A 24,755-nucleotide genomic window follows, 5' to 3' on the forward strand; every position below is an offset into this window, starting at 1 on the left:
CGGGCCGGATCGGGCCGCGCCGCCGGCGCCTGTCCGGTGTCATGCTTCATCATGGCCCGGTCGCGCTCAATCGCCATCGAGCGCATTGAAGCCGATGGTCACGCCCAGCGCCGGCGCCAGGTCCTGGTCGACGATGGCCTTGGCGTTCTTGAGCGTCAGCGTCGCCAGCCCCAGCAGGCGGCGCCCTTCCGCGTCGGCCAGCGCCTGGTCCAGCGGCGCCGGCACCTCGCGCAGCGTGCGCGCCGCGTTGTCCAATTCGCCCAGCACCGCGCCGCCCATCCAGGCATCGCCCGGCGGCAGCGCATAGCCGCCCGCGCGGTAGAACGCCGCCAGGCCATCCAGGCCGGCGGCCAGCGTGCGGGTCGACAGGCCGCTGCGCCAGAAGGCGGCGCGCTTGGGCCGCGCCGCGTCCGCGGAGTCGCCCAGCACCGGCAGCAACTTCACGTCGCGCGCGAACTGCAGGCCGGTGGACAGCGCCTTCATGGCTTCGGCCGCGACTTCCTGCGGATCGCGGTACAGATCGTTGCCGGCCTGCGGCCGCGCGAACTGGCGGCCGAAGTCGGCCTGCGGCCCCCAGGCCTGCGCCACGTCGCGCGAGATCGCGGCGACGTTGGCCGACACCGCCCGGGCGTAGCCGCAGGCATAGGCGAAGGTCGGCGCGCCTTGCTGCCGGAGCAGCGCCGGCTCGCCGTACAGCACGTATTCCAGCGCCGGCAGGCCCTGCAGCGCCACGCTGCGTCCGGCCAGCGCGCCGGGCTTGAGCAGCTCGGCGTCCTGCGCCGCGATCGCGGCCTGCACCTGCTTGGGCATCACGCCGCGGGTATCGGGCCAGAAGGCCAGCCGCTCGTAGCGGTTGGCCTGCACCAGCGGGCCGAAGCGCAGCGGCTCCAATCGCGCCCAGGCCTGCGCCAGCGTGGCGAAGGCCTCCTCGACGCGCCTGGCGCCGGCGGCCTCGGGCTTGGCGCACCATTGGCCCAGCGCGCCTTCCAGGCCCGTGGCGGCCTCGGCCATGCCGCTGGCGGCCGGCCGCGCATAGCCCTGCGCCAGGCGTTCGCCCAGGTCGGCGGGCAGGCTCGCGGCGGCGCCGGCCAGCGGCCATGCCAGCAGCAGCGCGGCGGCGGCCAGCCGGACCGGAACGCGCGAGCGCGCAACAAGGGTGGTCATCACAATGACTCCAGGAAACGGATCAGGTCGGCGCGTTCTTCGGGCGTCATCGCCACCACGCGGTCGCGCGCGGGCTGCCCCGCGCCGCCATGCCACAGCACCGCCTCCAGCAGCGTGCGGGCGCGCCCGTCGTGCAGCCAGGTGGCGTTGGGGTTCACGGTCTTGGTCAGGCCGATGCCCCACAGCGGCGGCGTGCGCCACTCGCGGCCGTTGGCCTCGCCGTCGGACACGCCGTCGGCCAGGTCATCGCCCATGTCGTGCACCAGCATGTCGGAGTACGGCCAGATCAGCTGGAAGCGATGCTCGGCCTGCTTGGCATTGCGGCTGGTGACGTACTTGGGCACGTGGCAGGCGACGCAATTGGCCTCGTAGAACAGCTTCTTGCCAGCCAGCACGCGGGCGTCGTCGGCGTCGCGCCGCTGCGGCACCGCCAGGTTGGTGGAATAGGTGGTGACGAAGTCCATCAGCTTGGCCGGCACCTCTTCCGGACCGAAGCGCGGCTGCGCCCCATGCGGCATCTTCAGGCACTGGACCTGCGCCGGCGTACAGTCGCCGTAGTGATTGGGGAACAGCGGCGAGGACAGGCCCATGTCGTTGGAGAACGCGGCGGCGCTCTGCTGCTCCACCGTGGGCTGGCCGGCCTTCAGGTTGAAGCGGCCGAGCGCGCGCTGACCGGTGCGCATGTCGGTGACCCAGTTGGCCTTGCCGACGATGCCGTCGCGCTTGTCGGCGCCGATGTTGGCCAGGATGTCGGCCTCGTGGATCGATTCCAGCAGGCCCAGGCCGATCATCGGCGGCGCCAGCCGCGGCGAGATCTGCGTGTCCTTGCGCATCGGCCCGTACCCCAGGTTCTCGATGCGGTAGGCCGGCTTCATCAGCGTGGCGGTCTCGCCGCCATTGAGCTTGACGGTGACCGGGGTGTATTCGATCTCCATGCGGCCTTCGGCCGGCAGCCCGGCCACCGCGAAGTTCTGCAGCTGCACGCCATAGACGGGTTCGGGCAGCAGCGCGATCTCGCCCGGCGCCAGGCGCGGATGGCCGCGGTCCGGGCCTTCGGGCACCGCCAGGCGCAGCAGCAGCGCCACCGCGTCGGGACGTTCCAGCGGATCGAAGCCGGGCACCGAGCCGCGCCCGTCCTTGGTATGACAGGCCTGGCAGGAGCGCGCGTTGAACAGCGGCCCGAGGCCGTCGGAGGCCTGCGTGGAAGCCGGCGCGGACACCCAGTCCTTGCGGAACAGGCCGTTGCCGACCTGGAACTCCTGGCGCCGCTCGAAGCTCATGTTGGCCGACGGCTGCGAGAAGATATCGGCGTTGATGAGCTTGTTGGTGGTGGTGGCGCCCGCCTGCATGGTCTCGAAGGTCTCGGCCTTGGAGAAATCGCGGGTGGGCGCGGTGATGGCGAGGACCCGCTTGAGGTCCTCGGCGCTCAGGTCATCGCGCCCGGCGGGCGCGGTCTGGGCAACGGCGGCGCCGGCATGGGCCGACGCCGCCAGTACGGCGGCGAATACGAGCTTCACTTGAATACGGCGTCGGGTTTGTCCAGGCTGTCGGAACCCTCGATGGCGACCTTGCCCAGGTCCAGCAGCGCGATCACGCGCTCCAGGCTGCGGGTCTGGTCGACCAGGCGGTCGATGGCGGCCTGCACCACCGCGTTGCCTTCCTTGTTGCCGTCCGCGATCATCTGGTCGTAGGTCTCGACCGTCTCGGCGCGGACCTTCATCGCCTGCATGGCGGCCACGGTGGCGTCCAGCTTGGCGCGCACTTCGGTGTCCAGCTTGGGGTCGCGCGCCTTGACCAGTTCCGACAGGCTGGCGCCCGACACCTGCTTGCCGTCGACGCGGGTGTACGCGCCCAGGTAGACGTTGCGGATGCCGATCTGGTTGTAGAAGTGCGAGTTGTGGGTGTTGTCCGAGAAGCAGTCATGCTCTTCCTCGGGATCGTGCAGCATCAGGCCGAGCTTCATGCGCTCGCCGGCCAGTTCGCCGTACGACAGGCTGCCCACGCCGGTCAGCATCGCCACCAGGCCGGCCTTGGGATCTTCCTCCACGGCCTTGCGCGCGGCGCCGTCCTTCTGCCAGTTGCCGACCATCTCTTCCAGGTCGGTCACCAGCAGGTCGGTCACGGCCTTCAGGTAGGCGATGCGGCGTTCGCAGTTGCCGCCGGTGCACTGCTTGACGTCGTAGTCGGTGTGCGGACGGTTGCCCGAGTGGCGTTCCTGCGGCGTGCCCTTGCGGTCGGCCGGCGCCGGGCCGGTGCCGTTCAGGTCCTGGCCCCACAGCAGGAATTCGATGGCGTGGTAACCGGTGGCCACGTTGGCCTCGTTGCCGTCGGCCTCGTGCAGCACTTCAGACAGCAGCTTGGGCGTGATCTCGCTGACGTCGATGGTCTTGCCGCCCACCGAGATCTTGGAATTGGCGATGACGTTGACCGCGTAGTAGGCGTTCTCGTCGTTCTCGGTGCCGTAGGAGGCGTCGACGTAGTCGATCAGGCCCTCGTCCAGCGGCCACGCGTTCACGCGCCCTTCCCAGTCGTCGACGATGGGGTTGCCGAAGCGGAAGGCCTCGGTCTGCTGGTACGGCACGCGCGCATCGAGCCAGGCCTGGCGGGCCGCCTTGAGCGTGTCCGCGCTGGGCTTGGCGATCATGGCGTTGATGGCCTCGCGCAGCGTCTTGGCGGAAGTCAGCGCGTCTTCATAGCCGGCCAGCGCCAGATCCGAGTAATTCGTGACCACGGCCTTGGGCGGCGTGGCGGCGTGAACCGTCCCCCCGAATGCCGCGACGGCCAGCACCGCCCCCAACAACAACTTGCGCATCGACTTTCTCCCGTAACTCGGACCGGATTCGCCCCGCGGCGGCCCGGTCCACACTTGAATTTTGTGGATGCGAGTGTAAACAATTTTCGTTTGTTATTCAGAATAAAGTCAGCTACCTGACATTATTCCGAACGAAATCAGGCCAAAATCGAGGTCCGGACAAAAAAAAGTCCGGGCGCCAGCCCGGACTTTTCGGATGGACCGGACCCGCCGGCCCGGCCCCGCGATCAGCGTTGCAGCGGCGCCTTGGCGGTCTCCTTGGCGGCCAGCACCGAGATGGCGGTCACCACCAGCGCGGCCGCCACGTACAGCGACACCGCCACGGTCGAGTTCCACGACTTGAACAGGCTGGCGATGATCAGCGGCGCGAAGCCACCGCCGACGATGCCGGCCAGCGTGTAGGCCAGCGACGACCCGGCGTAGCGCACCCGGCCCGGGAACTGCTCGGTGATGAAGGCGGCTTGCGGGCCGTACATCATGGCGTGGATCAGCAGGCCCACCACCACGGCGGCGCAGATCGCGATGGGATGCGCGGTGTCCATCAGCGTGAAGAACACGAAGGCCCAGATCATGCCCAGGACCGCGCCGGCCACGTACACCGGACGGCGCCCGATCTTGTCCGACAGATGCCCACACAGCGGCACGGCGATGGCGTTGAGCGCCGCGCCCAGCATGGTGGCGCCCAGCGCCAGCGGCCGCGACAGGTGCAGCACCGTGGTCACGTAGGTCAGCGTGAACACCACCACCAGCGCGTACAGCACGTCCGAACCGATGCGCGAACCGCCGGCCACCAGCAGCTGGCGCCAGTGCTGCACCAGCACGTCCTTGATCGGGGTGTTGGCGGTTTCGCGCTTCTCTTCCATTTCCAGGAACACCGGCGTTTCCTCGACCCCGCGGCGCAGCCACAGGCCGAACAGCACCAGCGCCACGCTCGACATGAACGGCACGCGCCAGCCCCAGGCCTGGAACTCCTCGGGCGTGAGCCACAGCGAGATCAGGGCGATGAAGCCGGTGCCGATCAGCGTGCCGCACGATGGCCCGACCTGCGTGAAGGACGCATTGCGGCCGCGCTGGTCGGGCTTGCCGTGTTCCATCGACAGCAGCACCGCGCCGGCCCATTCGCCGCCCAGCGCCACGCCCTGGATGAAGCGCAGCGCCACCAATGCCACCGGCGCCCACACGCCCCAGCTGGCGTAGGTGGGCAGCATGCCCATCAGGCCCGTCGACACGCCCATGATCACCAGCGTGGCGACCAGCACGAACTTGCGCCCCAGGCGATCGCCCAGGTGGCCGAAGACGAAGCCGCCCAGCGGCCGCGAGACGTAGCCGACCGCGTAGGTCGAGAACGCCAGGATGGTGCCCGTCAACGGATCGAACGACGGGAAGAAGATGGCGTTGAACACCAGGGCCGCCATCAGGTTGTAGATCGTGAAGTCGTACCACTCCAGCGTGGTGCCGACCGAGCTGGCCATCGCCAGCTTCTTCATCTTGTCCGGCGACGCGCCGCCGTGGGCGGACGGAGCGCGCAAGGTGTTCTCAGCCATTCTGATTCCCCATGTATGTGATGTGTGTGGACGCGGCGCCGCGTCAGCGCAGGTCGGCGGCCGCCAGCTTCCAGCCCAGTTCGAGCAGCCAGGCGTCGCTGGCGCGGGTGCCGAAGACGCCGGCGGCCTGCTCGGCCAGGGCGCGCGCGGCGGCGGCCGAGCTGGCTTCGACGACCAGCAGCGGGTCCAGGCGGCGGTTCTCGGTGGATTCTCGCGGCAACGGGCCGCTGAGCGCGGCATCGGGCGCCAGCAAATAGGACTGCACGAAGCCATCGACCTGGGCCAGGGCCGCGCCGGCCTCGGCCGCGCGCGCCGTCAGCGCGTCGGCATCGCCGCCGAACACCAGCGGCAGCACCGCGATGTGGCTGCCGCTGCCGAAGCCGGTCACGGCCTGCACCGCGCAGACGCGCCGCATCGGATCGCGCATGCGGTCCAGGTTGGCCACCGACCAGGGCGTCTGGCGCTCGAACGCGGCGCGGTAGTCGGCGGTGGTGAAGGCGCCCAGCGATTCCGTGCGGTACAGCCCCAGGTACTTGCGGCCGCCGGACAGCGAGAAATGGCGCGCGCCCGACAGGAAGCCGGGAATGCGCACGCGCTCTTCGACGTGCTCGCGGTCGTACCAGCGGTTGAAATCGGTCTCGAAGGCGGGATCGACGTCGCAGGCGACGAACAGCATGCCGTGGGGCGCGGACGGAGTGGTGGCTTGGCTCATGGAAAGAAAAAATCCCTTCGATTACGGAAGGGACTCATCTTCAATCCGCCGGGCCGGGTCCGACAAACGAGTAATTTTTCGGGCCGGCAATAAAATTATTGCGCGCCGACCTAGGGATAACGCTATTGCGCGGATCCGAATGTTGGCGGCACGACCGACGCGGTGTATTGATCCGAGGCGCGGCAGGCCAGTTCGGCCACCAGCCGGATCGCCTCCGAGCCGGCGCCCTCCAGGTAGCTCACCACCAGCAGCTGCGGCGGCACCGGCACATCGCAGCGGATCATCTGCACCTCGCCGCGCGCCACGTATTCATGGATCGGCGGCAGCGGCACCAGCGCGCGGCCAAAGCCGCTGCGCACCAATCGCGCCAACGCCGAGATCGAGCTGACGCAGTGCACCTTGCCCAGCGGCAGGCCGGCCTCGCGGAACAAGCCCTTGAGCGCCTCGTGCGGCTGCGAGCCCGGACTCATGGTCAGCACCGGTTCGCTCAGCAACTGCTGCACCGTCAGCGCTTCCTCATCGCCGGCCGGCCCGACCCAGCCCATCTCCATCGGCAGGCACGGCATGCTGATGATGCCGGTGTCGGTCAGCAGATCGGTCTGGAAGGCGATGTCCAGCGTGCCCTCGCGCAGGCCGCGATGCAGGGCGCGGGTGGTTTCCGAGGTCAGCTGCACCTCGATGCCGGGATAGGTGGACCGCAGGTTGGTCAAAAAGCCGATCAGCCAGGTGTGCACCACCGTCTCGATGGCGCCGATGCGCACCAGGCCGAACACCTCGTCGCCGGTGCGGCCCAGCGACAGGATCTGCTGGCGCAGCTGCATCAGCCGCTCGCCATAGTCCAGCAGGCGCGTGCCCACGGCCGTCAGCCGCAGTTCCTTGGCGTCGCGCTCGAACAGGCGCGCGCCGATGTCTTCCTCGAGCGAGGCGATGCGGTTGGCCACGGCGGCCTGGGTGATGTGCAGGCGGTCGCTGGCCGCACGGAAACTGCCCAGCCGGGCGGACCACAGAAATGCTTCGACGAAACGGGTATTCATATCCACGCCACGGCGCGCCCGATGACGCGCCCTTCCAAGAACAGCGGGGCGGCAGGCCCCGGCCTGTGCACATCCTAACGCCTGGCGGGCCGGCCGCGCCATGACGCCATGCGCGCCCTCTCGCGGTGCCGCATGCACCAGCATGGTTCATGCGGCGCGCCATCATCGTTCCTCCCCGGTGCAAAACCCGGCAAAAAGCGGTTGGCACGGGTCTTGCTTGATGACTGGTATGCAAGCTTGTCTACAAGCGCCCGACTTCTTTCCGACCAGGAGCCCCGCATGACCAACCGCCCCGCGCCCTTCGCTTTCAACGCCACCCGCCGCCGTCTGATGCAGGGCGCCGCGCTGGGCGCCGCCACGCTGGCCGCGCCGGCCCTGGTGCGGGCGCAGTCGGGTCCGGTCATCCGCATCGGCTACTGGCCGGTCGCGGCCGGCCTGCCGTTCTATGCCGCCATCGAGAAAGGCTACTTCAAGGAAGCCGGCCTGAACGTCGAGGCGCTCAAGTTCGCCGGCGCGCAGCAGGTCATGGAAGCCATGCTCGCGGGCCGCGCCGACGGCAGCGCCAACGGCACCGGCTCGGCCAACCTGGCCATCGGCGAGATCGCCTCGCCCGGCCTGTTCAAGATATTCGCCTCCAATCCCAGCAACGCCAAGAACGTGCTGGACGAGTTCATCGTCGCGAAAGACAGTCCCATCCAATCCATCGCAGACCTCAAGGGGAAAAAGGTCGGTTCTGGACCCGGCATCCAGAATGCCACGCTGGCCAAAGCAGTGCTGGAGCGCGCCGGCGCAACCGGGGCGACCGTGGTCGAGCTGGCGATCAGCCAGCACGTTGCCGCGGTCGCCGCCGGCCAGTTGGACGCGTGCTACACGCTCGAGCCCACCGGCACGGTCGGCCGTCTGAACGGCACCACCCGCGTGCTCGAAACCGGCGTGATCGCCAAGTACGTGCTGGGCGATCCGATGGCGCCGTGGTTCGGCGGCTCGGCCTCGCTGACCACCGCGTTCCTGAAGAAGCATCCCGAGGAAAGCAGGAAATTCATCGCCGCGTATGCCCGCGGCATCGAACTGATCCGCACCAAGCCCGACGAGGCGCGTCCCTTCATGAAGGGCTACACCGCCATCGAAGGCCCCATGACCGAGGCCGTGCCGCTGGCCGCCTACACGCTCTACAACGAGTTCAGCCCCAGCGACATCCAGTACTTCCAGAAATTCTTCGACCTGTTCGCCGACAAGGGCATCTTCGCGCAGAAGGTGGACGTCGCCTCGATGCTGTACAAGGGCTGAGCCATGGACGCGATCAACGCCAACCGCGCCGGCGCGGGCCCGGCCGTCGCCGCGGCCAAGCCGGCCAGCGCCGCCCATGGCGGCATGCCCGCCACCGCCGCCCCGTCCGTCTCGCGCCCGCCGCGCACCTGGACCGCCGCGCGCCTGCTGCCGCTGATCGGCCCGCTGGCGCTGTATGTGGTGTGGGATCTGGTGGTGCGCCTGCAGCTGGTCAGCCCGGTGCTGCTGCCCACGCCCGGCGCCACGCTGGTGGCGCTGGCCAAGGGCATGGCCGGCGGTCCGCTGCTGGGCGATTTCCTGGCGTCGGTCAGCCGCACGCTGCAGGCCTTCGTCATCGCCGGCGTCATCGGCGTGCCGCTGGGCGTACTGCTCGGCAGCAATGAAAAGGCCTACCGCAGCGTCGAATTCCTGGTGGACTTCTTCCGTTCCACGCCGTCGTCCGCGCTGATCCCGCTGTTCCTGATGATCTTCGGCGTGACCGACATGAACAAGATCGCCATCGCCGCCTTCGCCGCGGTGCTGGTGATCCTGTTCAACAGCGCCTACGGCGTCATCAACGCGCGCAAGCAGCGCGTCATGGCGGCGCGGGTGATGGGCGCCTCGCGCTGGCAGATCTTCAAGGACGTGCTGATCTGGGAGAGCCTGCAGCCCACCTTCGTCGGCCTGCGCAGCGGCGTGTCGATGGCGCTGGTCATCGTGATCGTGGCCGAGATGTTCATCGGCTCGGACAGCGGGCTGGGCAACCGCATCATCAATGCGCAGCAGGTGCTGAACGTGCGCGACATGTACGCCTCGATCCTGGCCGCCGGCGCGCTCGGCTACGTGCTCAACATCCTCTTTCTGGTGCTGGAAAAGCGCGTGGTCCACTGGAGCGGCCGATAATCATGTCCACCGTCATCAACCCCGTCATCGCCCCCGCCCCCACGCCCGCGCCGTTCCAGCCGGGCCCGCTGGGCACCCACATCACCATCCGCGGCCTGACCAAGTATTTCGCCGGCTGGCCGCTGTACGAGGACTTCAACCTCGACATCCCCAAGGGCAAGATCGTTTCGGTCTTCGGCCCCAACGGCTGCGGCAAGTCGACGCTGATCAACATGATCGCCGGGCTCATTCCCATCGACGCCGGCGAGATCCTGTTCGACGGCAAATCGCTGGCCCAGACCAAGATCGGCTACGTCTTCCAGAACTACCGCGAGGCCATGTTCCCGTGGCTGCGCACCATCGACAACATCGCCTATCCGCTGCGCCTGGAAGGCCGCAGCAAGGCCGAGGTCGACGCGCGGGTGGAAGAGTTGGTGGCCTCGTTCGACGTCAAGTTCGACCTCAAGCGCTATCCCTACGAACTGTCGGGCGGCCAGCAGCAGACGGCCTCGATCATGCGCGCGCTGGCGCCGGGACCCGAGGTGCTGTTCCTGGACGAACCGTTCTCGGCGCTGGACTTCGAGATGACGCTGTTCATCCGCGAAAAGCTGCAGGAGGTCTTCATGCAGACCGGCACCACCATGCTGCTGGTGTCGCACGACCTGGAGGAAGCCGTGTACCTGGCCGACCAGGTGCTGCTGCTGACCAAGCGCCCCACCCGCGTGGCCGAGATCCTGGACTACGGCGACGCCCGTCCGCGCACGGTCGAGACGCTGACCGAGCCCAGCTTCATCGGCATGAAGAAACTGAGCCTGGAGATCTTCCAGCGCGAAGTGCGCCGCTAGGCCCCTTCGCCCCTTCCATCCACTTTCGCCGGGAGTCCGCCATGACCCAGGAAACCATCGACCAATACGTCCGCAGCGCGCTGGCGCTGGCGGGCTACGCCCTGCGCGAGCCGGCCACGGCCGAAGTGACGCAGCAATTCACGCGCATCCACGACATCGCCTCGACCTTCATCGACGAGGCCTTGCCGGTGGCGCTGGAATCGGCCTCGGTGTTCCGCCCGTGAGCGGCGCCGCGCTCGACCTGGCCCGCCGCATCCGTGGCGGCGAACACAGCGCGGTGGCGGTGCTCGACGCCACGCTGGCGCGCATCCGCGCCGCCGACGCGCGCTACAACTGCTTCACCGCCATCACCGAGGACCGCGCGCGCCAGGAGGCGGCCGCCATCGACGCGCGCCGCGCCCGCGGCGACGCGCTGCCGCCGCTGGCCGGCGTGCCCTACGCCGTCAAGAACCTGTTCGACATCGCCGAGGAAGTGACGCTGGCCGGCGGCCGCGTCAATGCCGCCAACCCCGCCGCTCCGCGCGACGCCACGCTGGTGGCGCGCCTGCGCGAGGCCGGCGCGGTGCTGGTGGGCGCGCTCAACATGGACGAGCATGCCTACGGCTTCACCACCGAGAACTCGCATTACGGCCCCTGCCGCAACCCGCACGACGCCACCCGCATCGCGGGCGGTTCGTCGGGCGGCAGCGCCGCCGCCGTGGCCGGCGGGCTGGTGCCGCTGACGCTGGGTTCGGACACCAACGGCTCGATCCGCGTGCCGGCCTCGCTGTGCGGCGTGTTCGGCCTCAAGCCGACCTTCGGCCGCCTGCCGCGCAGCGGCAGCTTTCCCTTCGTCGGCAGCCTGGACCATCTGGGCCCGTTCGCGGCCGACAGCGCCAGCCTGGCCGCCGTCTACGACGCGCTGCAAGGCCCCGACGCCGACGACCCGGCCTGCGCGCAGCGCGCCGCCGAGCCGGCGCTGGCCGCGCTGGGCGCCGACCGGCCGCTGCGCGTGGCGGTGCTGGGCGGCTATTTCGACCACTGGGCCGGCCCCGAGGCGCGCCGCGCAGTGCGGCTTGCCGCGCAGGCGCTCGCGGCGGCCGACACCGTCGAACTGGCCGGCGCCGAACAGGCCCGCGCCGCGGCCTTCATCATCACCTCGGCCGAAGGCGGCGCCCTGCACCGCCGCCGCCTGATCACGAACTACGACGACTACGAGCCCTACTCGCGCGACCGCCTGGTCGCCGGCAGCCTGGTGCCCGCGGCCTGGGCCCAGCAGGCCCAGCGCATCCGCCATCGCGTCTATCGCGAGGCGCTGTCGCTGTTCGAACGCTACGACGTGCTGATCGCGCCCGCCACGCCGGTGCCGGCCACGCCCATCGGCACCACCAGCCTGACGCTGGCCGGCCAGACCCTGCCGGCGCGCGCCAGCATGGGCCTGCTGACGCAGCCCATTTCATGCATCGGCCTGCCCGTGTGCGCCGCACCCGTGTGGCCCGGCATCGGCGCCGACGCGCACCTGCCGCTGGGCGTGCAATTGATCGCCGCGCCGTGGCGCGAGGCCGACTGCCTGCTGGCCGCGCAGCGGCTGGAACAGGCCGGCGTCGCCGTCGTCCGCCCCGTCTAGTCCATTCATCGAGGCCAGCCATGGACTCCGCATTCGCCGTCATCGACACGCCCCGCAGCCTGGCCGATTCCGCCTACGGCACGCTCAAGCGCGACATCCTCGATTTCCGCCTGGCGCCCGGCGACCGCTTCACCGAGACCGAGATCGCCGAGCGCCTGCGGGTCAGCCGCACCCCGGTGCGCGAGGCGCTGTTCCGGCTGGAACGCGAGGGCTACCTGGAGGTGCGCCAGCGCAACGGCTGGCTGGTCAAGCCGCTGGACTTCGACACGCTCGATCATTTCTACGAGCTGCGCAGCGTGCTGGAAATCGCGGCCGTGCAGGCCCTGTGCGCGCCCGGCCAGGTGCCGGACCCGCTGCGCGCCCTGCAGCCGCTGGTGGACCTGTGGCTGGTGGACAGCGCCCGCCAGTCGCACGACGGCGAGTGGCTGGCGGGGCTGGACGAGCGCTTCCACACGGACCTGGTGGCCGCCGCCGGCAACCCCGAGATCGCCCGCGTGCATCGCGCCGCCACCGAACGCATCCGCATCGTGCGGCGGCTCGACTTCACCCAGGCCGAACGCATCACCCGCACCTACGCGGAACACGGCGCCATCCTGCAGGCGATCCTGCGGCGCGACGCCGAGCAGGCCACCGCGCTGCTGCGCGCCCACATCGGCGACAGCCAGGCCGCCGTGCGCAAGATCACGCTGCACCGGCTGTACGCCAGCCGGCGCGCACAGGCGGCGTAGCCGGCATGGCCGCGCCCCGGCGCCCGCCCGCGTCAGCGCGGCCGCAGCCAGCGGCCCAGCCGCCGCGTCACGAACGGAATGCAGACGAACACCATCACCGGCGTCATGGTCACGCTGGTGATCAGCGCGCGCCAGAACACCGGCAGCGCGCTGAGGTGTTCGCTCACCAGCAGCGTGAACGCCAGCAGCACCGGAAAGTACGCCAGCCAGATGCTCACGGCCTGCTTCCAGCGCGGCGGCGCGCCGGTGCCGCCCTGCGGGCCGAACCAGCTGTCCATGCCGCTCACGCGGCGCGCATGGCTGGCCCGCACCAGCGCGGCGCCGCGCTCCAGCCACATGCGGCGCGGCAGCGATTGCTCCCAGCGGTTGAGGCTGGCCTCGTCAACGAAGCGCAGCACGATCTGGTACTGGTCGCCGCCCTCGGGCGGTTGCAACACGCCCGAGCCGAGAAAACCGGGAAAGCCCGCGGCCAGGATCTCGCCCTGGCGCATCCAGGACAGGAAATCGCTGTAGCGTTCGGGCGTAATGTGCCGGGTGACCAGCATGGTGACCGGGGCGGGAACGGCGGAACTGGACATGGTGAAACTCCTGGGGCGGCGTGTAGCGTGTTATGTGGTGTAAACCCTAGCAAGCCGCGTGCCAGCCTTGCACCGCAGCATCCGCCCGTGCGCAGCGTGATGGCCGCCCGCTGTCGCCGAATTTGCGCACCGCAACACACACCATATTGGTGATTACCCTAAATAACGCACCATCGTGGTGCATTCAACCCGGAGCCCGCCGCCCGCCATGGATATCAACCTGCCCGACGTCGTCGCCGAAGTCACCGTGGCCTTCGCCCGCTATGAGGCCGCCCTGGTCGCCAACCACGTCGAGGTGCTGGACGAACTGTTCTGGAACAGCCCCCACACGCTGCGCTACGGCGCCGGCGAGAATCTGTACGGCTACGACGCCATCCGCGCCTTCCGCGCCGGCCGTTCGCCGCAGGGCCTGGCGCGGCGCGTGCTGCGCACCGCCATCACCACCTATGGCCAAGACTTCGCCACCACCAACATCGAGTTCCAGCGCGACGGCGGCGACCGCATCGGCCGCCAGAGCCAGACCTGGATGCGCACGCCGCAGGGCTGGCGCGTGGTCTCGGCGCACGTCAGCCTGATGGGCGCGTGACCATAACCTTATGAGGCCGCCGCCATTGAGCCGTCATGAGGACAGGTCTACACTGGGCCTTCCCCCGTCCCCAGGAGCACCCGCCCCATGAGCACCTACAAGATCGCTGTCTTCGTCGGCAGCCTGCGCGCCGCGTCGATCAACCTGCGCCTGGCCCGTGCGCTGGAAAAGCTGGTCCCCGCGGACTTCAAGTTCGATTACGTCAGCCTCGGCGACGTGCCGCTGTACAACCAGGACAACGAGAACAACCTGCCCGCCCCGGCCGCCAAGCTCAAGCAGCAGATCCTCGACGCCCAGGGCATCCTGTTCGTCTCGCCCGAGCACAACCGCTCGGTGCCCGCCGCCATCAAGAACGCGATCGACTGGGGCACCCGTCCGTGGGGCCAGAACTCGTGGGCCGGCAAGGCCGTCGGCATCCTCGGCGCCTCGCCCAGCGCCGCCGGCACCGCGCTCATGCAGCAGCACCTGCGCAACATCCTGGCCGCCGAAGGCGCCGTGGCCCTGACCACGCCGGAAGTCTTCCTGCAGTACACCGATGGCCTGGTCGATGACCAGTACAACATCACCAACGAAGGCACGCGCAAGTTCCTCCAGGGCTGGATCGACCGCTACGTCGACTGGGTCAAGAAGTTCAATAGCTGATCGCCGCCGTTGCCGGGTCAGGGGCGCCTCCCCGCCCGGCACCGATCGCCCGTCTACCTCCGGGCGATCAAGCCCTCCGGCTCAAGCCGGAGGGCTTTTTTTACGCGCGAAGCCCGCACCATCAACAACCGATCCCTGCGCCAACGAAAGCTCCCACGCCCCGCCCTGCCCCAACGCTCGCCACCCCGCGCAGCGCCCCCCTCCGCAAAAACAGCCGCCCGGCCGCCCGGCCGCCCGAAGGCCGGGCAGCCCCCCCCCCCGGGGGGGCAGCAAACGCGCAGCGCGCCGCGTGGGGGCCCACATATCCCCGGCAACTGTGGAGAAGCTTGAGGACAGCTCTGGGGCAGCTGCAAAAAAACCCATGGCAACAAGCACTTGCGGCATGCGGTCAAAAAATGCGCAATCCACCTAATGGATGGTTTTTGGCGCACTTATCCACCGTCGATCGGCGCAAACCGGCAGTTCCCGGACGGCCGGCGCCACCGCCCGGCGCGCTTGTGCATTTGTCCCAGCATTCTGTGGACAAGCATGAGGACAGGATGAGGGCAGGTCCGCTTTTCCCTTTCGCATCAATGACCTGCGGGGGGTGGTCAAGAAAGGCCCAACGCGGAGAAAAGCGGCGCCGGGTTGTCCCCGGGAAATGTGGATAAGGCTGAGGACAGCCTGCGGGCAGCCGCAAAAAACCCTTTACCGCCAAGGCCTTGCGGGCGGCGGGCAATAAACGCCCAGGTCCGCTCCGCCGGCGCAGCCGCCGGGGCAGACGGACGCGGCCCGTCCGGGACTGCCGGGTTTGTCCCCACAGAATGTGGACAAACCTCTGAACAGTCTCATGACAAGCTGAAAAAAACCTTATCCGGCAAGCACTTGGAAGGGCCGCTCAAAAAAGGAGCAACGCCCGGGCGCAAAAGCCTCAGACGTCGTTGCCTTCCAGGCGCATGCCGATCTTCAGGCCGACCTGCCAATGCGCCACCTTGCCGTCCTTGATGTGGCCGCGCACCTCGGTGACCTCGAACCAATCCAGGTGCCGCAGCGTCTCCGATGCGCGCTCGATCGCCTTGCTGATGGCATCGTCGGTGGACTTGGTGGAAGAACCCACCAGCTCGATCTGCTTGTAGACGTGATTCGACATGGCTCATCTCCGTTGAGGGGGAAGCGTTGCGAATCGTCGGCCGCGCACGATGTTCCGGCGCTTACGACCGGCAATCCATTCGAACACACAGGATACCGCGTGGGGCATAGAGTGGTGTTACGAGTTCCGTCGACGCGGCCTCGGCCGCGGCCCGGAACCCGCTTTCCGCAACGCAAGCCAGGAGGTTGTCATGCCTGAACGAAAAACGCTGCAACGCGCCGAGCGCGACAGGAAGCAAGGCAAATCCGCATCCACCCAGGCGGGCGAATTCGTCCGCGAGGAAATCGAACACGTGCGCGAGGGCAAGCATGGCGTGCGCTCGACCAAACAGGCCATCGCCATCGGCCTGTCGAAGGCGCGCCGCGCCGGCGTCGATCTGGCGACGCCGAAGAAGGCCAGCGCGTCCACCCGGCGCAAGGCCGAACAGGACAGCCAGGCCGCGCACGACGGCCATGCCAAATCCGCCACGCGCGCCCGCGCCACCACCCGCGCCCTCAAGCGTGAAAGCGCCAAGCCGGCATCCAAATCCGCGCTGTCGCGGCAAGCGTCCAAGACCGCGGCCACGCGCACGGCCGCGGATCGGTCCGCCGCCGCGAAGAAGGCCGCCGCCACCAAGGGCGCGGCGGGACGCTCGGCCGCGGCCAAGAAAGCGGCGCGCACCCGCGCCGCCAACCAGCGCGCCGCGGCGCGTCACTGAGCGGCGCCCGCCTCGAACTCGCGCAGACGTGTCTGCAGGAATTCACGCAGGCGCTTGACCGCGGGCGACAGCAGCATGCGGTGCACGCACAGCAGGTACAGCGGCGAAGGCTCGCCGGTGTAGTCGGGCAAGGCCTGCACCAGCCGGCCCGCGCGCAGGTCGCTCAGCACGTCGAAGCGCGACTTGTAGGCCACGCCATGGCCGGCCAGCGCCCAGCGCCGCACCAGGTCGCCATCGTCGCCCACCCGGTCGCCCTTGACCGGCACGGTCAGCGCGCCGCCCTCATGCTCGAAGGCCCAGCGGTCGTGCAGCGATTCGCCCAGCACGAAGCACAGGCAGTTGTGGCGCCGCAGGTCGGCCGGTGTGCGCGGCATGCCGTGGCGCGCGAAATAGGCCGGCGAGGCGCACACCACGCGGCGGTTGTGCTCGCTCAACGGCAGCGCCACCAGGCCGGAATCGCCGGGCGTGCCGTAGCGCAGCGCGATGTCGACGGGCTGCCGGTACAGGTCCGCCAGGCGGTCGCTGATGCGCACCTGGAAGTTCACGCGCGGATGCTGCTGCTGGAAGTCGTCCAGCCACGGCAGCAGCACATGGCGCCCCAGGTCCGACGGAATCGCCACCGACAGCGTGCCGGAGATCGCCGTCTTGTCGCGCGCCAGCGCGCTCTGCCCGGCCTGCAGGCTCGACAGCGCGGCGCGCGCATACTCCAGGTAGCGCTCGCCATCGCCGGTCAGCCGCAGGCTGCGTGTCGAACGCACGAACAGGCGGGCCTCCAGCGACAGCTCGAGCCGCTTGAGCGCGGCGCTGGCCACCGCCGGCGTCAGGTCCAGCTCGCGCGCGGCGGCCGAAAAACTGCCGTGGTCCGCCGCGGCGACAAAGATGCGCAGGTCTTCAAACCGAACCATGGGCAACCCATTTTCAAAGAAATATTGAAACTGAGTCCGATGCTAGCCGGTTTTTCATCGTCCGCCACTGGGTAATGATGGCGTCACCCCCGCAACGCTTTTGGAGTCCCCCATGAAAATCGAACTCGACGGCAAGAAAGCCCTGGTCACCGGCTCGTCTGGCGGCATCGGCCTGGCCATCGCCCAGGGCCTGGCCGAGGCCGGCGCCCAGGTGGTGCTGCACGGCCGCAACGCCGACAAGCTCAAGCAGGCCGCCGACGCCGTTGCGCGCCAGCATCCGGGCGCCCAGGTCCACACCGTGCAGGCCGACCTGTCCACCGCCGACGGCGCCGCCTCGATCTGCGCCGCCCATCCCGACGTCGACATCCTGGTCAACAACGCCGGCTACTTCGCGCCCAAGTCCTTCACCGAAATCACCGACGACGACTGGCGCTACATGCTCGACACCAACGTCATGAGCGGCGTGCGCCTGTCGCGCTATTACCTGCCGCGCATGCTGGCCGCCGACTGGGGCCGCATCCTCTTCATCTCCAGCGAATCGGCGCTGCACATTCCCGCCGAGATGATCCACTACGGCGTCAGCAAGACCGCGCTGCTGGGCGTCTCGCGCGGCCTGGCCGAGCTGACCGCCGGCAGCGGCGTCACCGTCAATGCCGTGCTGCCCGGCCCGACCCGCTCCGAAGGCGTGGTCGACTTCTTCGCCGAAATGGCCAGGGAACAGGGCCTGCCGCAAGCGCAGATGGAACGCGACTTCATCGCCCAGCACCGCCCCAGCTCGCTGCTGCGCCGCCTGGCGACGGTCGAGGAAGTGGCCAACATGGTCGTCTACACCTGCTCGCGCCAGTCGTCGGCCACCAACGGCGCCGCCCTGCGCGTCGACGGCGGCGTGGTCCGCACCATCGCCTGATCCCCTTTTCCCGTCCAGAGATCCCCCATGAAAGCCATCGCCTACTTCCAGAACCTGCCCGCCACCGACCCGCAATCGCTGCAGGACATCACCGCGCCCGAGCCCGTGCCCGGCGACCACGACCTGCTGGTCGAAGTCAAAGCCATTTCCGTCAACCCGGTGGATGTGAAGATCCGCGCCAACCGCAAGCCCAAGGACGGCCAGCCCGAGATCATCGGCTGGGACGCCGCCGGCATCGTGCGCGCGGTCGGCGCCAAGACCAGCCTGTTCGCGCCCGGCGACCGCGTCTGGTACGCCGGCGCCCTGACCCGCCCCGGCGCCAATAGCGAACTGCACGTGGTCGACGAACGCATCGTCGGCCGCATGCCGCAGAGCCTGGACTTCGCCCAGGCCGCCGCGCTGCCGCTGACCACCATCACCGCCTGGGAACTGCTGTTCGACCGCCTGCGCGTGCTCGACAACGCCGCCCCCCAGCCAGGGCACGCTGCTGGTCGTCGGCGCGGCCGGCGGCGTCGGCTCGATCCTGGTGCAGCTGGCGCGCCAGCTGACCGGCCTGACCATCATCGGCACCGCCTCGCGGCCCGAGACCCAGGCCTGGGTCACCGAGCTGGGCGCGCATCACGTCATCGACCACACCCGCCCGCTGGCCGAGGAACTCAAGCGCATCGGCCATCCGCAGGTCGGCTTCATCGCCGGCCTGACCCAGACCGACCAGCACTTCGCGCAACTGGCCGAGGCCATCGCGCCGCAGGGCAAGATCGCGCTGATCGACGACCCCTCGGCCATCGACGTGCGCCTGCTCAAGGGCAAGTCGGCCTCGCTGCACTGGGAATTCATGTTCGCCCGGCCGCTGCACAACACCCCCGACCTGATCGCGCAGCACGAACTGCTGAACCAGGCCGCGCGGCTGATCGACAACGGCACCCTGCGCACCACGCTGGGCGAACACTACGGCCGCATCAACGCCGAAAACCTGCGCCGCGCCCACGCCTTCATCGAGAGCGGCAAGGCGCGCGGCAAGGTGGTGCTGGAAGGCTTCTGAGGCGCCCTCCCCGTCCCCCGAAAAAATTGGGACGGGCGTCTCGCATTACAGCGAAGAAAGAGGTAAAAACTCGACTGCGCGCCGCGGGCTGCCAGCCCGCCGCCGCGCTTTCGGGAGTTGGCTCTGATTTCTCACCTGTTCGAACAAGCGCTGGAACCGATGCTCTGGGGCATGGTGGCGGTCGCCCTGCTGATGCTGCGGCTGGTGCCGCTGCAAGGCTGGAAGGCCGTCATCGTCGCCGGCATCACCGCCGGGCTGGTGTTCGACACCATCCAGTTCCGGGTCGGCCCGCCGCGCCTGTGGGATGCCCTGGTGCTCGGCTCGATCCTGGCCGCCTTGCTGGTGGCCGCGGTGCAGGAACTGCTGGTGCTGGTGGCGCGGCGCGTGCGCGCCGCCCTGGCGCGCGCCCGGGCCGGCGCCTGACCCCTCCCCGAGCCGCCGTTACATCCTGTCGGCGCCGCTCTACGTTTCTTCACACAGCTCGATCAAATGGCGCGAAGCCTGGCGCGCCGCTGGCGCCAGAATGGCACGTGCCCGGCCGGCCGGCGGCCCGCGACGCCTCCAGGAGATCGATCCATGAAAGTAGCCAGAGCAGCCATGCTCATGTCGATGGCGGCCCTGTGCGCCGGCTGCGCCGACGGCACCGCCATTCCCACCGGCAACCGCCATGCGCCATCGCTGGCGTCGGCGGTCAGGTTCTATTCTGATCCGCCGCATGCGCCGTATGAGGTGGTCGGCCTGGTCAAGGCCGAGAGCTCGGCCGGCCTCACCGCCCAGGAATCGATGGAATACGCCATCGAGGAACTGAAGAAGCAGGCCGCCAGCCTGGGCGCCAACGGCGTGCTGCTGACAGGCAACGGCGCGCGCACCACCGGCACCGACATCACCTACAACAAGGACTCGGGCCAGATCTCCAGCAACAGCACCACGGCGCAATTCGTCGAAGGCCGCGCCATCCTCGTCAAATAGGCATGGCATCCTCCGCGGCAACGCCGCCGCGCGCCGGCGCGCCGGCCCGGCTCGAGGTGCTGGACGCGCTGCGCGGCGCCGCGCTGCTGGGCGTCCTGCTGGCCAACCTGCGCGCCTTCTCGCTCCACGACTTCCTGCCGGCGGCGGCCGGCGCCGGCCCGGCCGACATCGCCGCACAATGGCTGATGGCGGCGCTGGTCGATGCCAAGGCCGCCACCCTGTTCGCGCTGCTGTTCGGCGTCGGCTTCGCGCTGCAGCTGGGTCCGGCGCCGCTGGCGCCAGGCCGCCGCCGGCGTCACGCGCTGCGCTTGCTGGCGCTGCTGGCCATCGGCCTGCTGCACGCGTGGCTGCTGTGGTGGGGCGACATCCTGCGCTATTACGCCTTGCTGGGCCTGCTGATGCTGCCTCTGGCCGGATGGTCCGCCCGGCGGCTGGCGATCGTCGGCGCGGCCCTGGCGCTGTTCGCCTGACCCTTGCTGCTGCCGTGGGCGCGCCTGGCGCTGCCGCCGCAAGTGCCCTCGGCGCAGGCCACCGCCGCCGCGCTGTCGGCCTTCAGCGCGCCAGACCTGATGCGCGCCTGGGCCGCCAACCTGGACTACGACCTGCGCATGCGCATCGCCAACTGGAGCCTGCTCATCTTCGTGCTGGGCCGCCTGATGATCGGCGCGGCGCTGGGCCGCGCCGGCCTGTTCCTCGACCCGGCGGCGCATCTGGCCGCCTGGCGCCGGCTGGCGGGCGCCGCCTTGCTCGTCGGGGTGCCGGCCAGCGCCTTCGTGCTGCTGCGCGACGGCGCCATCCTGTTCGCCGATGGCTGGTGGTCCGGCGGGCCGGGGCGCGACCTGGCGCGCATCGTGCGCAGCGCGGCGTCTTTGGCGCTGGGGCTGGGCTATATGGCGGGTTTCGTGCTGCTGTTCCAGCGGCCTCGGGCGCGCCGCCTCCTGGCAGGCTTCGCGCCGGTCGGCCGCATGGCGCTGACCAACTACCTGGGCCAGAGCCTCCTGGCGATCAGCCTGTTCTACGGCGTCGGCCTGGGGCTGGGGCCCGTCGCCAGCCTGCCTCGCATCCTGGCGCTGGGCGTGCTGCTGTTCATCGTCCAGGCCCTGGCCAGCGCCTGGTGGCTGCGGCGCTACGCGCTCGGGCCCTGCGAATGGCTATGGCGCAGCGCCGCCGCCGGCCGTTGGCAGGCCATGCGCCTGCCCGCTTCGCAGCCCCGGCCGGCTCAGGCCGCGGGCAGCCCGGGCAACACCAGGTCGTCGACCTGATAGGTGTGGAATTCGCTGGTCGATACCGCATCGAGCTTGCGGAATTTCTCCAGGAACACCGGATCGGAAAAGAATTCGTCCACCTTGCCCGCCCCCGAGATCGCCTCGATGTTCACCACGGTCTTGCCGTCCGTGCTCTTGGCCAGGTTGCTCCACAGGAAACCCGGCTTGGTGCGCGCGACGTAATGCACCACGTCCTGGATCGCCTGGAAGGCGTCCTCCTGCCGGCCCGGATGGGCGTGGATCACATTGACGATGAATACCGTGCCATCCGGCGCGGGCTTGAAGGTGGCGGAAACGGGAAAGGCCATGTCGGCTCCTGCGGTGAAAAACAGGCAACACTATGGCCCGGCGCGACGCCGCGAAAAAGAGGCCGGCGGGCGCGAGAGTACGGACATGGCCGTCCGCAATCGCGCAGCGTCCTTGCCAGGCCTCCCGGCCCGGATCAGGCGTTCCCGTCGCGCTTGGCGCGGGCGTGCGGATCGCGGATCTCGTCTTCCAGTTGCGCGATCAGCCACGCGAACCAGCCGTTCTCGGTGCGGGCATACACCGCCGCGGCCGGCGTCTTGCCGTCGCGCCAGCCCGGCTGGTGCGCGTCCATCCAGGCCGACAGGCTCTTGTGCGGCGCCAGCAGGCCCGACAGCCACGACCAGACATAGTCGGGCACGGTCCGCCGGAAGCCCTTGGCGCTGGCGTAGATGGTCGGCTCCAGCGGCAGGCTGCCCGAACGGGCCAGCCTCGCCTGCACCCGGCGCAGCGTCTCGGCGGCCGCCTGCAATTGTTCGGTGCTGAGCTTTTTCACGTAACGACTCCTGGATTGGGTTTTGCCGGATTATCGCCGGAGCGTCCGGCCGTTGCCAGCGGCGCGCGCGCCTGCCTCAATGCCGGCCTTGGCCCGCCTCAACGCGCGCCGCGCGGCGGCCGCAGCGCCAGCAGCAGCGTCGCGCTGAAACGCTCGCCCGGCGCCAGCACCTGCAACCCGGTGCGGGTCTCGCCCGCCGCTGCCAGATTGAAGGCATCGGCCACGTTGGTCACCGGCTCCACGCACAGGAAATCCGAGCCCGGCGCGGTGTAGACCACCAGGTGCGCGAACGCCGCATCGGCGTGCAAGGCCAGTTCGTGCCCGTCCGGCCAGTGCAGCGTGGCGCGTCCGCCCCACTGCGATAGATAGGTATCGCAGCCTTCGGCCGACTGCCCCAGCTCGCGCACGTGCGTGGTCTGGCTGGCGCCGGGCAGGCCATCGGCGTCGGTCGGCCAGATGCGCCGCGCGTGCAGCGCCACGCGCGTGGCGGTGAAATACGGATGGATGCCGCAGCCGAACGGCATCGGCGTCTCGCCCTGGTTGATCATCAGCAGCGTGAGCGACAACCCGCGCGAATCCAGCCGGTAGCGCTGCACGCATTCATACGGCCAGGGCCAGCCCAGCACGCCGGCCGGCTGCTGCAGCACCAGGTCGACCGCGTCGTCGGCCGCGTGGCGCACCTGCCAGGCCTGGTACAGGCCGCCGCCATGGATCGCCTGCGGCCGGCCCGGCAACGATTGCAGCGCATGGCGCGCCCCCTCGAAGGCGAACACGCCATCGCGCACCCGGTTCGAGTACGGCGTCAGCGGGTACGATCCGGCACGCGGCCATTGCGCCGGCGGCCAGCCGGTCTCGGCCAGCGGCACGATCCAGTCATGCTCGCCAGTCGACAGCCGCGTCAGGCGTCCGCCCCCGCCCGGCGCGAACTCGGCGCGGTGGGAACCGTGGGCAATGGTCACGCGTTCGCTGGCGTCCAGCGTGGCGGGAAAGGGCAAATCAGGCATCGGGCGCTCCCGCGGCGCTGCAAACGGCCGCGTGGCGCCATTGTGCATGGCGCGGTCCGGCGCCAGCAAGCCGCGCGCGCCGGAGCCCGCGTCAAGCCGTGGCGGGCATCGCCGGCAGCGCTTGGGGCAGGCACCCCAGTCCGCGCAGCGTCGCCTCCACCGCCACGTCGAGCGGCGTGTGCGGCTCGGCGCCCAGCACCCCGACCAGGCGCGCGTTGTCCATGCGCAGCGGCTGGCGCCACAGGTAGCGCATCTGCATCAGTTCGCGCAGCGTCTCCGAGAACGGCGCCGCCAGCCACAGCAGTCCCCACGGAAACGCGCCCACCCGCGGCGCGGCCCCATGCCGGCGCGCGACCCGCACGATCGCCTCGGCCATCCGCGTGCCGTCCGCATCCCAATGCCCCGCCATGTGGAACGTCGCGAACGGCGCCAGCGCCTCGCGCCGCCCCAGCAGTTCGACCAGCGTCCGGCCCACGTCCGGCAGGTAGCTCCATTGATGCCCCACGCCGGGCGCCCCCGGCACGCTCACCCGCCGCAGCGGCCGTCCCGGCTTGACCAGCCCTTGCGAGAACCAGTTGTTGCCGGCGCGCGGCCCGAAGAAATCACCCGCCCGCAACACCACGGCGCGCGCGCCCTGCGCGCTGGCCACCTGCAGGCGGCGTTCGAGCTCGACCCGGATCGCGCCCTTGCGCGTCAGCGGCTGCTGCGGCGAGGTCTCGCGCAGCAACGGAAAGGCGTCCGGCCCGTAGTTGTAGATCGTGCCCGGCAGCACGATCGTCGCGCCCTGCGCGACCGCCACCGCGATGGTGTTGTCGATCATCGGCAGCACCAGCTCGCCCCAGCGGCGATAGCCCGGCGGATTGACGGCATGCACGATCACCTCGCACCCCAGCGCCGCCCGCGCCACGTCCTGGCGGTTCATGGCATCGCCGCGCAGCCACGTCATGCCGTCGCGCGCCGCCGTCTCGGTTTCCAGCCCGCGCGCCAGGGCGCGGATGCCCCAGCCCGCGTCACGCAGCTGGCGCGCCGCCTCGCCCCCCCCACGCCACCGGTGGCGCCCAGCACCAGCGCGGTGCCCGGCCGGCTCGATTCGATCGTCGTCATGGTCATCTCCCGTGAATCCATGACGTTCATTCTGGCGCCGCGACCATACAAAATAAATTGCCGAACTCAGCCTCGCAGCTATACATTTATGCATGACCAAACCGATCGGCTGGGAACTCTACCGCAGCTTTCTCGCCGTGCTCGCCGAGGGCTCGCTGTCCGGCGCCGCGCGCGCGCTCGACATCACCCAGCCCACAGTCGGCCGCCACATCGCGGCGCTCGAACGCGCCCTGGGCCAGGTGCTGTTCACCCGCTCGCAGACCGGCCTGCTGGCCACCGACGCGGCCCGGTCGCTGCGCGGCTACGCCGAAGCCATGCACAGCCACGCCGCCGCCCTGGAACGCGCGGCCGCCGCGCAGGGCCCGGGCGTCGCCGGCACCGTGCGGGTCTCGGCCAGCGAAGTCATCGGCATCGAAGTGCTGCCCCCGGCGCTAGCCCGCCTGCGCCAGGAACACCCCCGCCTGACCATCGAGCTGGCGCCCACCAACCGCGTGCAGAACCTGCTGCTGCGCGAGGCCGACATCGCCGTGCGCAT

General features: G+C 69.7%; 27 protein-coding genes and 2 pseudogenes. 16 read left to right on the forward strand and 13 right to left on the reverse strand.

The window, feature by feature from the left end:
* Positions 1 to 66 precede the first annotated feature (66 nt).
* The 6 genes from AOZ49_RS02675 to AOZ49_RS02700 all read right to left on the reverse strand — a co-directional run bounded on the left by AOZ49_RS02675 (position 67) and on the right by AOZ49_RS02700 (position 7,266).
* A complete protein-coding gene (locus tag AOZ49_RS02675; protein WP_054431524.1) occupies positions 67 to 1,164 on the reverse strand; it encodes an imelysin family protein in 1,098 nt (365 codons plus the stop codon).
* Complete coding sequence (locus AOZ49_RS02680) at positions 1,164 to 2,681, reverse strand: di-heme oxidoreductase family protein (RefSeq protein WP_054431525.1); 1,518 nt, start codon at positions 2,679 to 2,681, stop codon at positions 1,164 to 1,166. The genes AOZ49_RS02675 and AOZ49_RS02680 overlap by 1 nt, the downstream gene beginning before the upstream one ends.
* Positions 2,678 to 3,976 carry an imelysin family protein gene (locus AOZ49_RS02685; protein WP_054474242.1) on the reverse strand — a complete coding sequence of 433 codons (1,299 nt, stop codon included), beginning with the start codon at positions 3,974 to 3,976 and terminating at the stop codon, positions 2,678 to 2,680. The genes AOZ49_RS02680 and AOZ49_RS02685 overlap by 4 nt, the downstream gene beginning before the upstream one ends.
* Positions 3,977 to 4,203: 227 nt before the next feature.
* Entirely contained in the window at positions 4,204 to 5,520 is a 1,317-nt protein-coding gene (locus tag AOZ49_RS02690) for an MFS transporter (protein WP_054474243.1), read from the reverse strand.
* Positions 5,521 to 5,563: 43 nt separating this feature from the next.
* Entirely contained in the window at positions 5,564 to 6,232 is a 669-nt protein-coding gene (locus tag AOZ49_RS02695; RefSeq protein WP_054474244.1) for a DUF4286 family protein, read from the reverse strand.
* A gap of 122 nt (positions 6,233 to 6,354) precedes the next feature.
* The gene (locus AOZ49_RS02700; protein WP_054431529.1) at positions 6,355 to 7,266 is read right to left on the reverse strand and encodes a LysR family transcriptional regulator; all 912 of its coding nucleotides are present in this window, start codon (positions 7,264 to 7,266) and stop codon (positions 6,355 to 6,357) included.
* A 279-nt stretch (positions 7,267 to 7,545) separates the two neighbouring features.
* On the opposite strand from AOZ49_RS02700, the gene AOZ49_RS02705 reads away from it, so the two are divergent.
* From AOZ49_RS02705 to AOZ49_RS02730, 6 genes are all read left to right on the forward strand, one after another.
* Positions 7,546 to 8,553, forward strand: coding sequence for an ABC transporter substrate-binding protein (locus AOZ49_RS02705; protein WP_054474245.1), 1,008 nt, complete (start codon positions 7,546 to 7,548; stop codon positions 8,551 to 8,553).
* A gap of 84 nt (positions 8,554 to 8,637) precedes the next feature.
* Positions 8,638 to 9,435 carry an ABC transporter permease gene (locus AOZ49_RS02710; RefSeq protein ID WP_054474276.1) on the forward strand — a complete coding sequence of 266 codons (798 nt, stop codon included), beginning with the start codon at positions 8,638 to 8,640 and terminating at the stop codon, positions 9,433 to 9,435.
* A 2-nt stretch (positions 9,436 to 9,437) separates the two neighbouring features.
* Positions 9,438 to 10,259, forward strand: coding sequence for an ABC transporter ATP-binding protein (locus AOZ49_RS02715; RefSeq protein WP_054474246.1), 822 nt, complete (start codon positions 9,438 to 9,440; stop codon positions 10,257 to 10,259).
* Between the two features lie 41 nt (positions 10,260 to 10,300).
* Entirely contained in the window at positions 10,301 to 10,483 is a 183-nt protein-coding gene (locus tag AOZ49_RS02720; protein WP_054431532.1) for a DUF4089 domain-containing protein, read from the forward strand.
* Positions 10,480 to 11,865 carry an AtzE family amidohydrolase gene (locus AOZ49_RS02725; protein ID WP_054474247.1) on the forward strand — a complete coding sequence of 462 codons (1,386 nt, stop codon included), beginning with the start codon at positions 10,480 to 10,482 and terminating at the stop codon, positions 11,863 to 11,865. The genes AOZ49_RS02720 and AOZ49_RS02725 overlap by 4 nt, the downstream gene beginning before the upstream one ends.
* Before the next feature lie 20 nt (positions 11,866 to 11,885).
* Complete coding sequence (locus AOZ49_RS02730; protein WP_054474248.1) at positions 11,886 to 12,593, forward strand: GntR family transcriptional regulator; 708 nt, start codon at positions 11,886 to 11,888, stop codon at positions 12,591 to 12,593.
* A gap of 32 nt (positions 12,594 to 12,625) precedes the next feature.
* Here AOZ49_RS02730 and AOZ49_RS02735 read toward each other — a convergent pair whose 3' ends face one another.
* Positions 12,626 to 13,171, reverse strand: coding sequence for an antibiotic biosynthesis monooxygenase (locus AOZ49_RS02735; protein WP_054431535.1), 546 nt, complete (start codon positions 13,169 to 13,171; stop codon positions 12,626 to 12,628).
* Positions 13,172 to 13,379: 208 nt separating this feature from the next.
* On the opposite strand from AOZ49_RS02735, the gene hpxZ reads away from it, so the two are divergent.
* Entirely contained in the window at positions 13,380 to 13,757 is a 378-nt protein-coding gene (hpxZ, locus tag AOZ49_RS02740) for an oxalurate catabolism protein HpxZ (protein ID WP_054474249.1), read from the forward strand.
* Positions 13,758 to 13,844: 87 nt separating this feature from the next.
* On the forward strand, positions 13,845 to 14,399 hold the full coding sequence (locus tag AOZ49_RS02745; protein ID WP_054474250.1) for an NADPH-dependent FMN reductase: 555 nt from the start codon (positions 13,845 to 13,847) through the stop codon (positions 14,397 to 14,399).
* Between the two features lie 910 nt (positions 14,400 to 15,309).
* Here the strand turns inward: AOZ49_RS02745 and AOZ49_RS02750 are convergent.
* Complete coding sequence (locus AOZ49_RS02750) at positions 15,310 to 15,528, reverse strand: dodecin (RefSeq protein ID WP_054431538.1); 219 nt, start codon at positions 15,526 to 15,528, stop codon at positions 15,310 to 15,312.
* Between the two features lie 190 nt (positions 15,529 to 15,718).
* Here AOZ49_RS02750 and AOZ49_RS02755 point away from each other — a divergent pair, with 190 nt between their 5' ends.
* Positions 15,719 to 16,225, forward strand: a complete 507-nt coding sequence (locus tag AOZ49_RS02755; protein ID WP_054474251.1) for a DUF6496 domain-containing protein — start codon at positions 15,719 to 15,721, stop codon at positions 16,223 to 16,225.
* On the opposite strand, the gene AOZ49_RS02760 is transcribed toward AOZ49_RS02755, so the two are convergent.
* Positions 16,219 to 17,130 (reverse strand): LysR family transcriptional regulator, encoded by a 912-nt coding sequence (locus AOZ49_RS02760; RefSeq protein WP_054474252.1) that lies wholly within the window; start codon positions 17,128 to 17,130, stop codon positions 16,219 to 16,221. The two genes, AOZ49_RS02755 and AOZ49_RS02760, sit on opposite strands and share 7 nt — an antisense overlap.
* 112 nt (positions 17,131 to 17,242) lie before the next feature.
* Between AOZ49_RS02760 and AOZ49_RS02765 the strand changes: the two genes are divergently transcribed.
* The 6 genes and pseudogenes from AOZ49_RS02765 (at position 17,243) to AOZ49_RS02790 (ending at position 21,310) form a co-directional block, all read left to right on the forward strand.
* On the forward strand, positions 17,243 to 18,037 hold the full coding sequence (locus tag AOZ49_RS02765; RefSeq protein ID WP_054474253.1) for an SDR family NAD(P)-dependent oxidoreductase: 795 nt from the start codon (positions 17,243 to 17,245) through the stop codon (positions 18,035 to 18,037).
* Positions 18,038 to 18,064: 27 nt separating this feature from the next.
* Positions 18,065 to 19,079: pseudogene (locus tag AOZ49_RS02770) on the forward strand (zinc-binding alcohol dehydrogenase family protein).
* Between the two features lie 117 nt (positions 19,080 to 19,196).
* Positions 19,197 to 19,502, forward strand: coding sequence for a hypothetical protein (locus AOZ49_RS02775; RefSeq protein WP_231689775.1), 306 nt, complete (start codon positions 19,197 to 19,199; stop codon positions 19,500 to 19,502).
* 153 nt (positions 19,503 to 19,655) lie between these two features.
* Positions 19,656 to 20,048 (forward strand): DUF4156 domain-containing protein, encoded by a 393-nt coding sequence (locus AOZ49_RS02780; RefSeq protein ID WP_156333167.1) that lies wholly within the window; start codon positions 19,656 to 19,658, stop codon positions 20,046 to 20,048.
* A gap of 2 nt (positions 20,049 to 20,050) precedes the next feature.
* Positions 20,051 to 20,518: a DUF418 domain-containing protein gene (locus AOZ49_RS02785; RefSeq protein WP_054474254.1), complete on the forward strand. Its 468-nt coding sequence runs from the start codon at positions 20,051 to 20,053 to the stop codon at positions 20,516 to 20,518.
* Positions 20,519 to 20,521: 3 nt separating this feature from the next.
* Positions 20,522 to 21,310, forward strand: coding sequence for a DUF418 domain-containing protein (locus AOZ49_RS02790; RefSeq protein ID WP_054474255.1), 789 nt, complete (start codon positions 20,522 to 20,524; stop codon positions 21,308 to 21,310).
* Here AOZ49_RS02790 and AOZ49_RS02795 read toward each other — a convergent pair.
* The 4 genes and pseudogenes from AOZ49_RS02795 to AOZ49_RS02810 all read right to left on the reverse strand — a co-directional run bounded on the left by AOZ49_RS02795 (position 21,268) and on the right by AOZ49_RS02810 (position 24,220).
* Positions 21,268 to 21,621 carry an antibiotic biosynthesis monooxygenase gene (locus AOZ49_RS02795; protein WP_054431545.1) on the reverse strand — a complete coding sequence of 118 codons (354 nt, stop codon included), beginning with the start codon at positions 21,619 to 21,621 and terminating at the stop codon, positions 21,268 to 21,270. The genes AOZ49_RS02790 and AOZ49_RS02795 overlap by 43 nt on opposite strands.
* Before the next feature lie 134 nt (positions 21,622 to 21,755).
* A complete protein-coding gene (locus AOZ49_RS02800; protein ID WP_054431546.1) occupies positions 21,756 to 22,112 on the reverse strand; it encodes a hypothetical protein in 357 nt (118 codons plus the stop codon).
* A gap of 98 nt (positions 22,113 to 22,210) precedes the next feature.
* Entirely contained in the window at positions 22,211 to 23,116 is a 906-nt protein-coding gene (locus AOZ49_RS02805) for an aldose epimerase family protein (protein ID WP_054431722.1), read from the reverse strand.
* A gap of 91 nt (positions 23,117 to 23,207) precedes the next feature.
* A pseudogene (locus AOZ49_RS02810) lies at positions 23,208 to 24,220 on the reverse strand (NAD-dependent epimerase/dehydratase family protein).
* A 92-nt stretch (positions 24,221 to 24,312) separates the two neighbouring features.
* Here AOZ49_RS02810 and AOZ49_RS02815 point away from each other — a divergent pair.
* Positions 24,313 to 24,755, forward strand: a 443-nt coding sequence (locus tag AOZ49_RS02815; RefSeq protein WP_156355568.1) for a LysR family transcriptional regulator, incomplete at its 3' end; no start/stop codon positions are given.

Origin of the sequence: Achromobacter sp. 2789STDY5608615, assembly GCF_001298995.1 — a bacterium.
GTDB classification, from domain to species: Bacteria; Pseudomonadota; Gammaproteobacteria; order Burkholderiales; family Burkholderiaceae_B; genus Achromobacter; species Achromobacter insuavis.

What these genes read in the sequence shown, in the direction of transcription:
- AOZ49_RS02700 (WP_054431529.1), bottom strand. Translation starts at nt 7,266, where the DNA reads ATGAATACCCGTTTCGTCGAAGCATTTCTGTGGTCCGCCCGGCTGGGC.
- AOZ49_RS02730 (WP_054474248.1), top strand. Translation starts at nt 11,886, where the DNA reads ATGGACTCCGCATTCGCCGTCATCGACACGCCCCGCAGCCTGGCCGAT.
- AOZ49_RS02695 (WP_054474244.1), bottom strand. Translation starts at nt 6,232, where the DNA reads ATGAGCCAAGCCACCACTCCGTCCGCGCCCCACGGCATGCTGTTCGTC.
- AOZ49_RS02685 (WP_054474242.1), bottom strand. Translation starts at nt 3,976, where the DNA reads ATGCGCAAGTTGTTGTTGGGGGCGGTGCTGGCCGTCGCGGCATTCGGG.
- AOZ49_RS02675 (WP_054431524.1), bottom strand. Translation starts at nt 1,164, where the DNA reads ATGACCACCCTTGTTGCGCGCTCGCGCGTTCCGGTCCGGCTGGCCGCC.
- AOZ49_RS02755 (WP_054474251.1), top strand. Translation starts at nt 15,719, where the DNA reads ATGCCTGAACGAAAAACGCTGCAACGCGCCGAGCGCGACAGGAAGCAA.
- AOZ49_RS02765 (WP_054474253.1), top strand. Translation starts at nt 17,243, where the DNA reads ATGAAAATCGAACTCGACGGCAAGAAAGCCCTGGTCACCGGCTCGTCT.
- AOZ49_RS02710 (WP_054474276.1), top strand. Translation starts at nt 8,638, where the DNA reads ATGCCCGCCACCGCCGCCCCGTCCGTCTCGCGCCCGCCGCGCACCTGG.
- AOZ49_RS02760 (WP_054474252.1), bottom strand. Translation starts at nt 17,130, where the DNA reads ATGGTTCGGTTTGAAGACCTGCGCATCTTTGTCGCCGCGGCGGACCAC.
- AOZ49_RS02805 (WP_054431722.1), bottom strand. Translation starts at nt 23,116, where the DNA reads ATGCCTGATTTGCCCTTTCCCGCCACGCTGGACGCCAGCGAACGCGTG.
- AOZ49_RS02735 (WP_054431535.1), bottom strand. Translation starts at nt 13,171, where the DNA reads ATGTCCAGTTCCGCCGTTCCCGCCCCGGTCACCATGCTGGTCACCCGG.
- AOZ49_RS02795 (WP_054431545.1), bottom strand. Translation starts at nt 21,621, where the DNA reads ATGGCCTTTCCCGTTTCCGCCACCTTCAAGCCCGCGCCGGATGGCACG.
- AOZ49_RS02690 (WP_054474243.1), bottom strand. Translation starts at nt 5,520, where the DNA reads ATGGCTGAGAACACCTTGCGCGCTCCGTCCGCCCACGGCGGCGCGTCG.
- AOZ49_RS02715 (WP_054474246.1), top strand. Translation starts at nt 9,438, where the DNA reads ATGTCCACCGTCATCAACCCCGTCATCGCCCCCGCCCCCACGCCCGCG.
- AOZ49_RS02750 (WP_054431538.1), bottom strand. Translation starts at nt 15,528, where the DNA reads ATGTCGAATCACGTCTACAAGCAGATCGAGCTGGTGGGTTCTTCCACC.
- AOZ49_RS02745 (WP_054474250.1), top strand. Translation starts at nt 13,845, where the DNA reads ATGAGCACCTACAAGATCGCTGTCTTCGTCGGCAGCCTGCGCGCCGCG.
- AOZ49_RS02780 (WP_156333167.1), top strand. Translation starts at nt 19,656, where the DNA reads ATGAAAGTAGCCAGAGCAGCCATGCTCATGTCGATGGCGGCCCTGTGC.
- AOZ49_RS02785 (WP_054474254.1), top strand. Translation starts at nt 20,051, where the DNA reads ATGGCATCCTCCGCGGCAACGCCGCCGCGCGCCGGCGCGCCGGCCCGG.
- AOZ49_RS02720 (WP_054431532.1), top strand. Translation starts at nt 10,301, where the DNA reads ATGACCCAGGAAACCATCGACCAATACGTCCGCAGCGCGCTGGCGCTG.
- AOZ49_RS02705 (WP_054474245.1), top strand. Translation starts at nt 7,546, where the DNA reads ATGACCAACCGCCCCGCGCCCTTCGCTTTCAACGCCACCCGCCGCCGT.
- hpxZ (WP_054474249.1), top strand. Translation starts at nt 13,380, where the DNA reads ATGGATATCAACCTGCCCGACGTCGTCGCCGAAGTCACCGTGGCCTTC.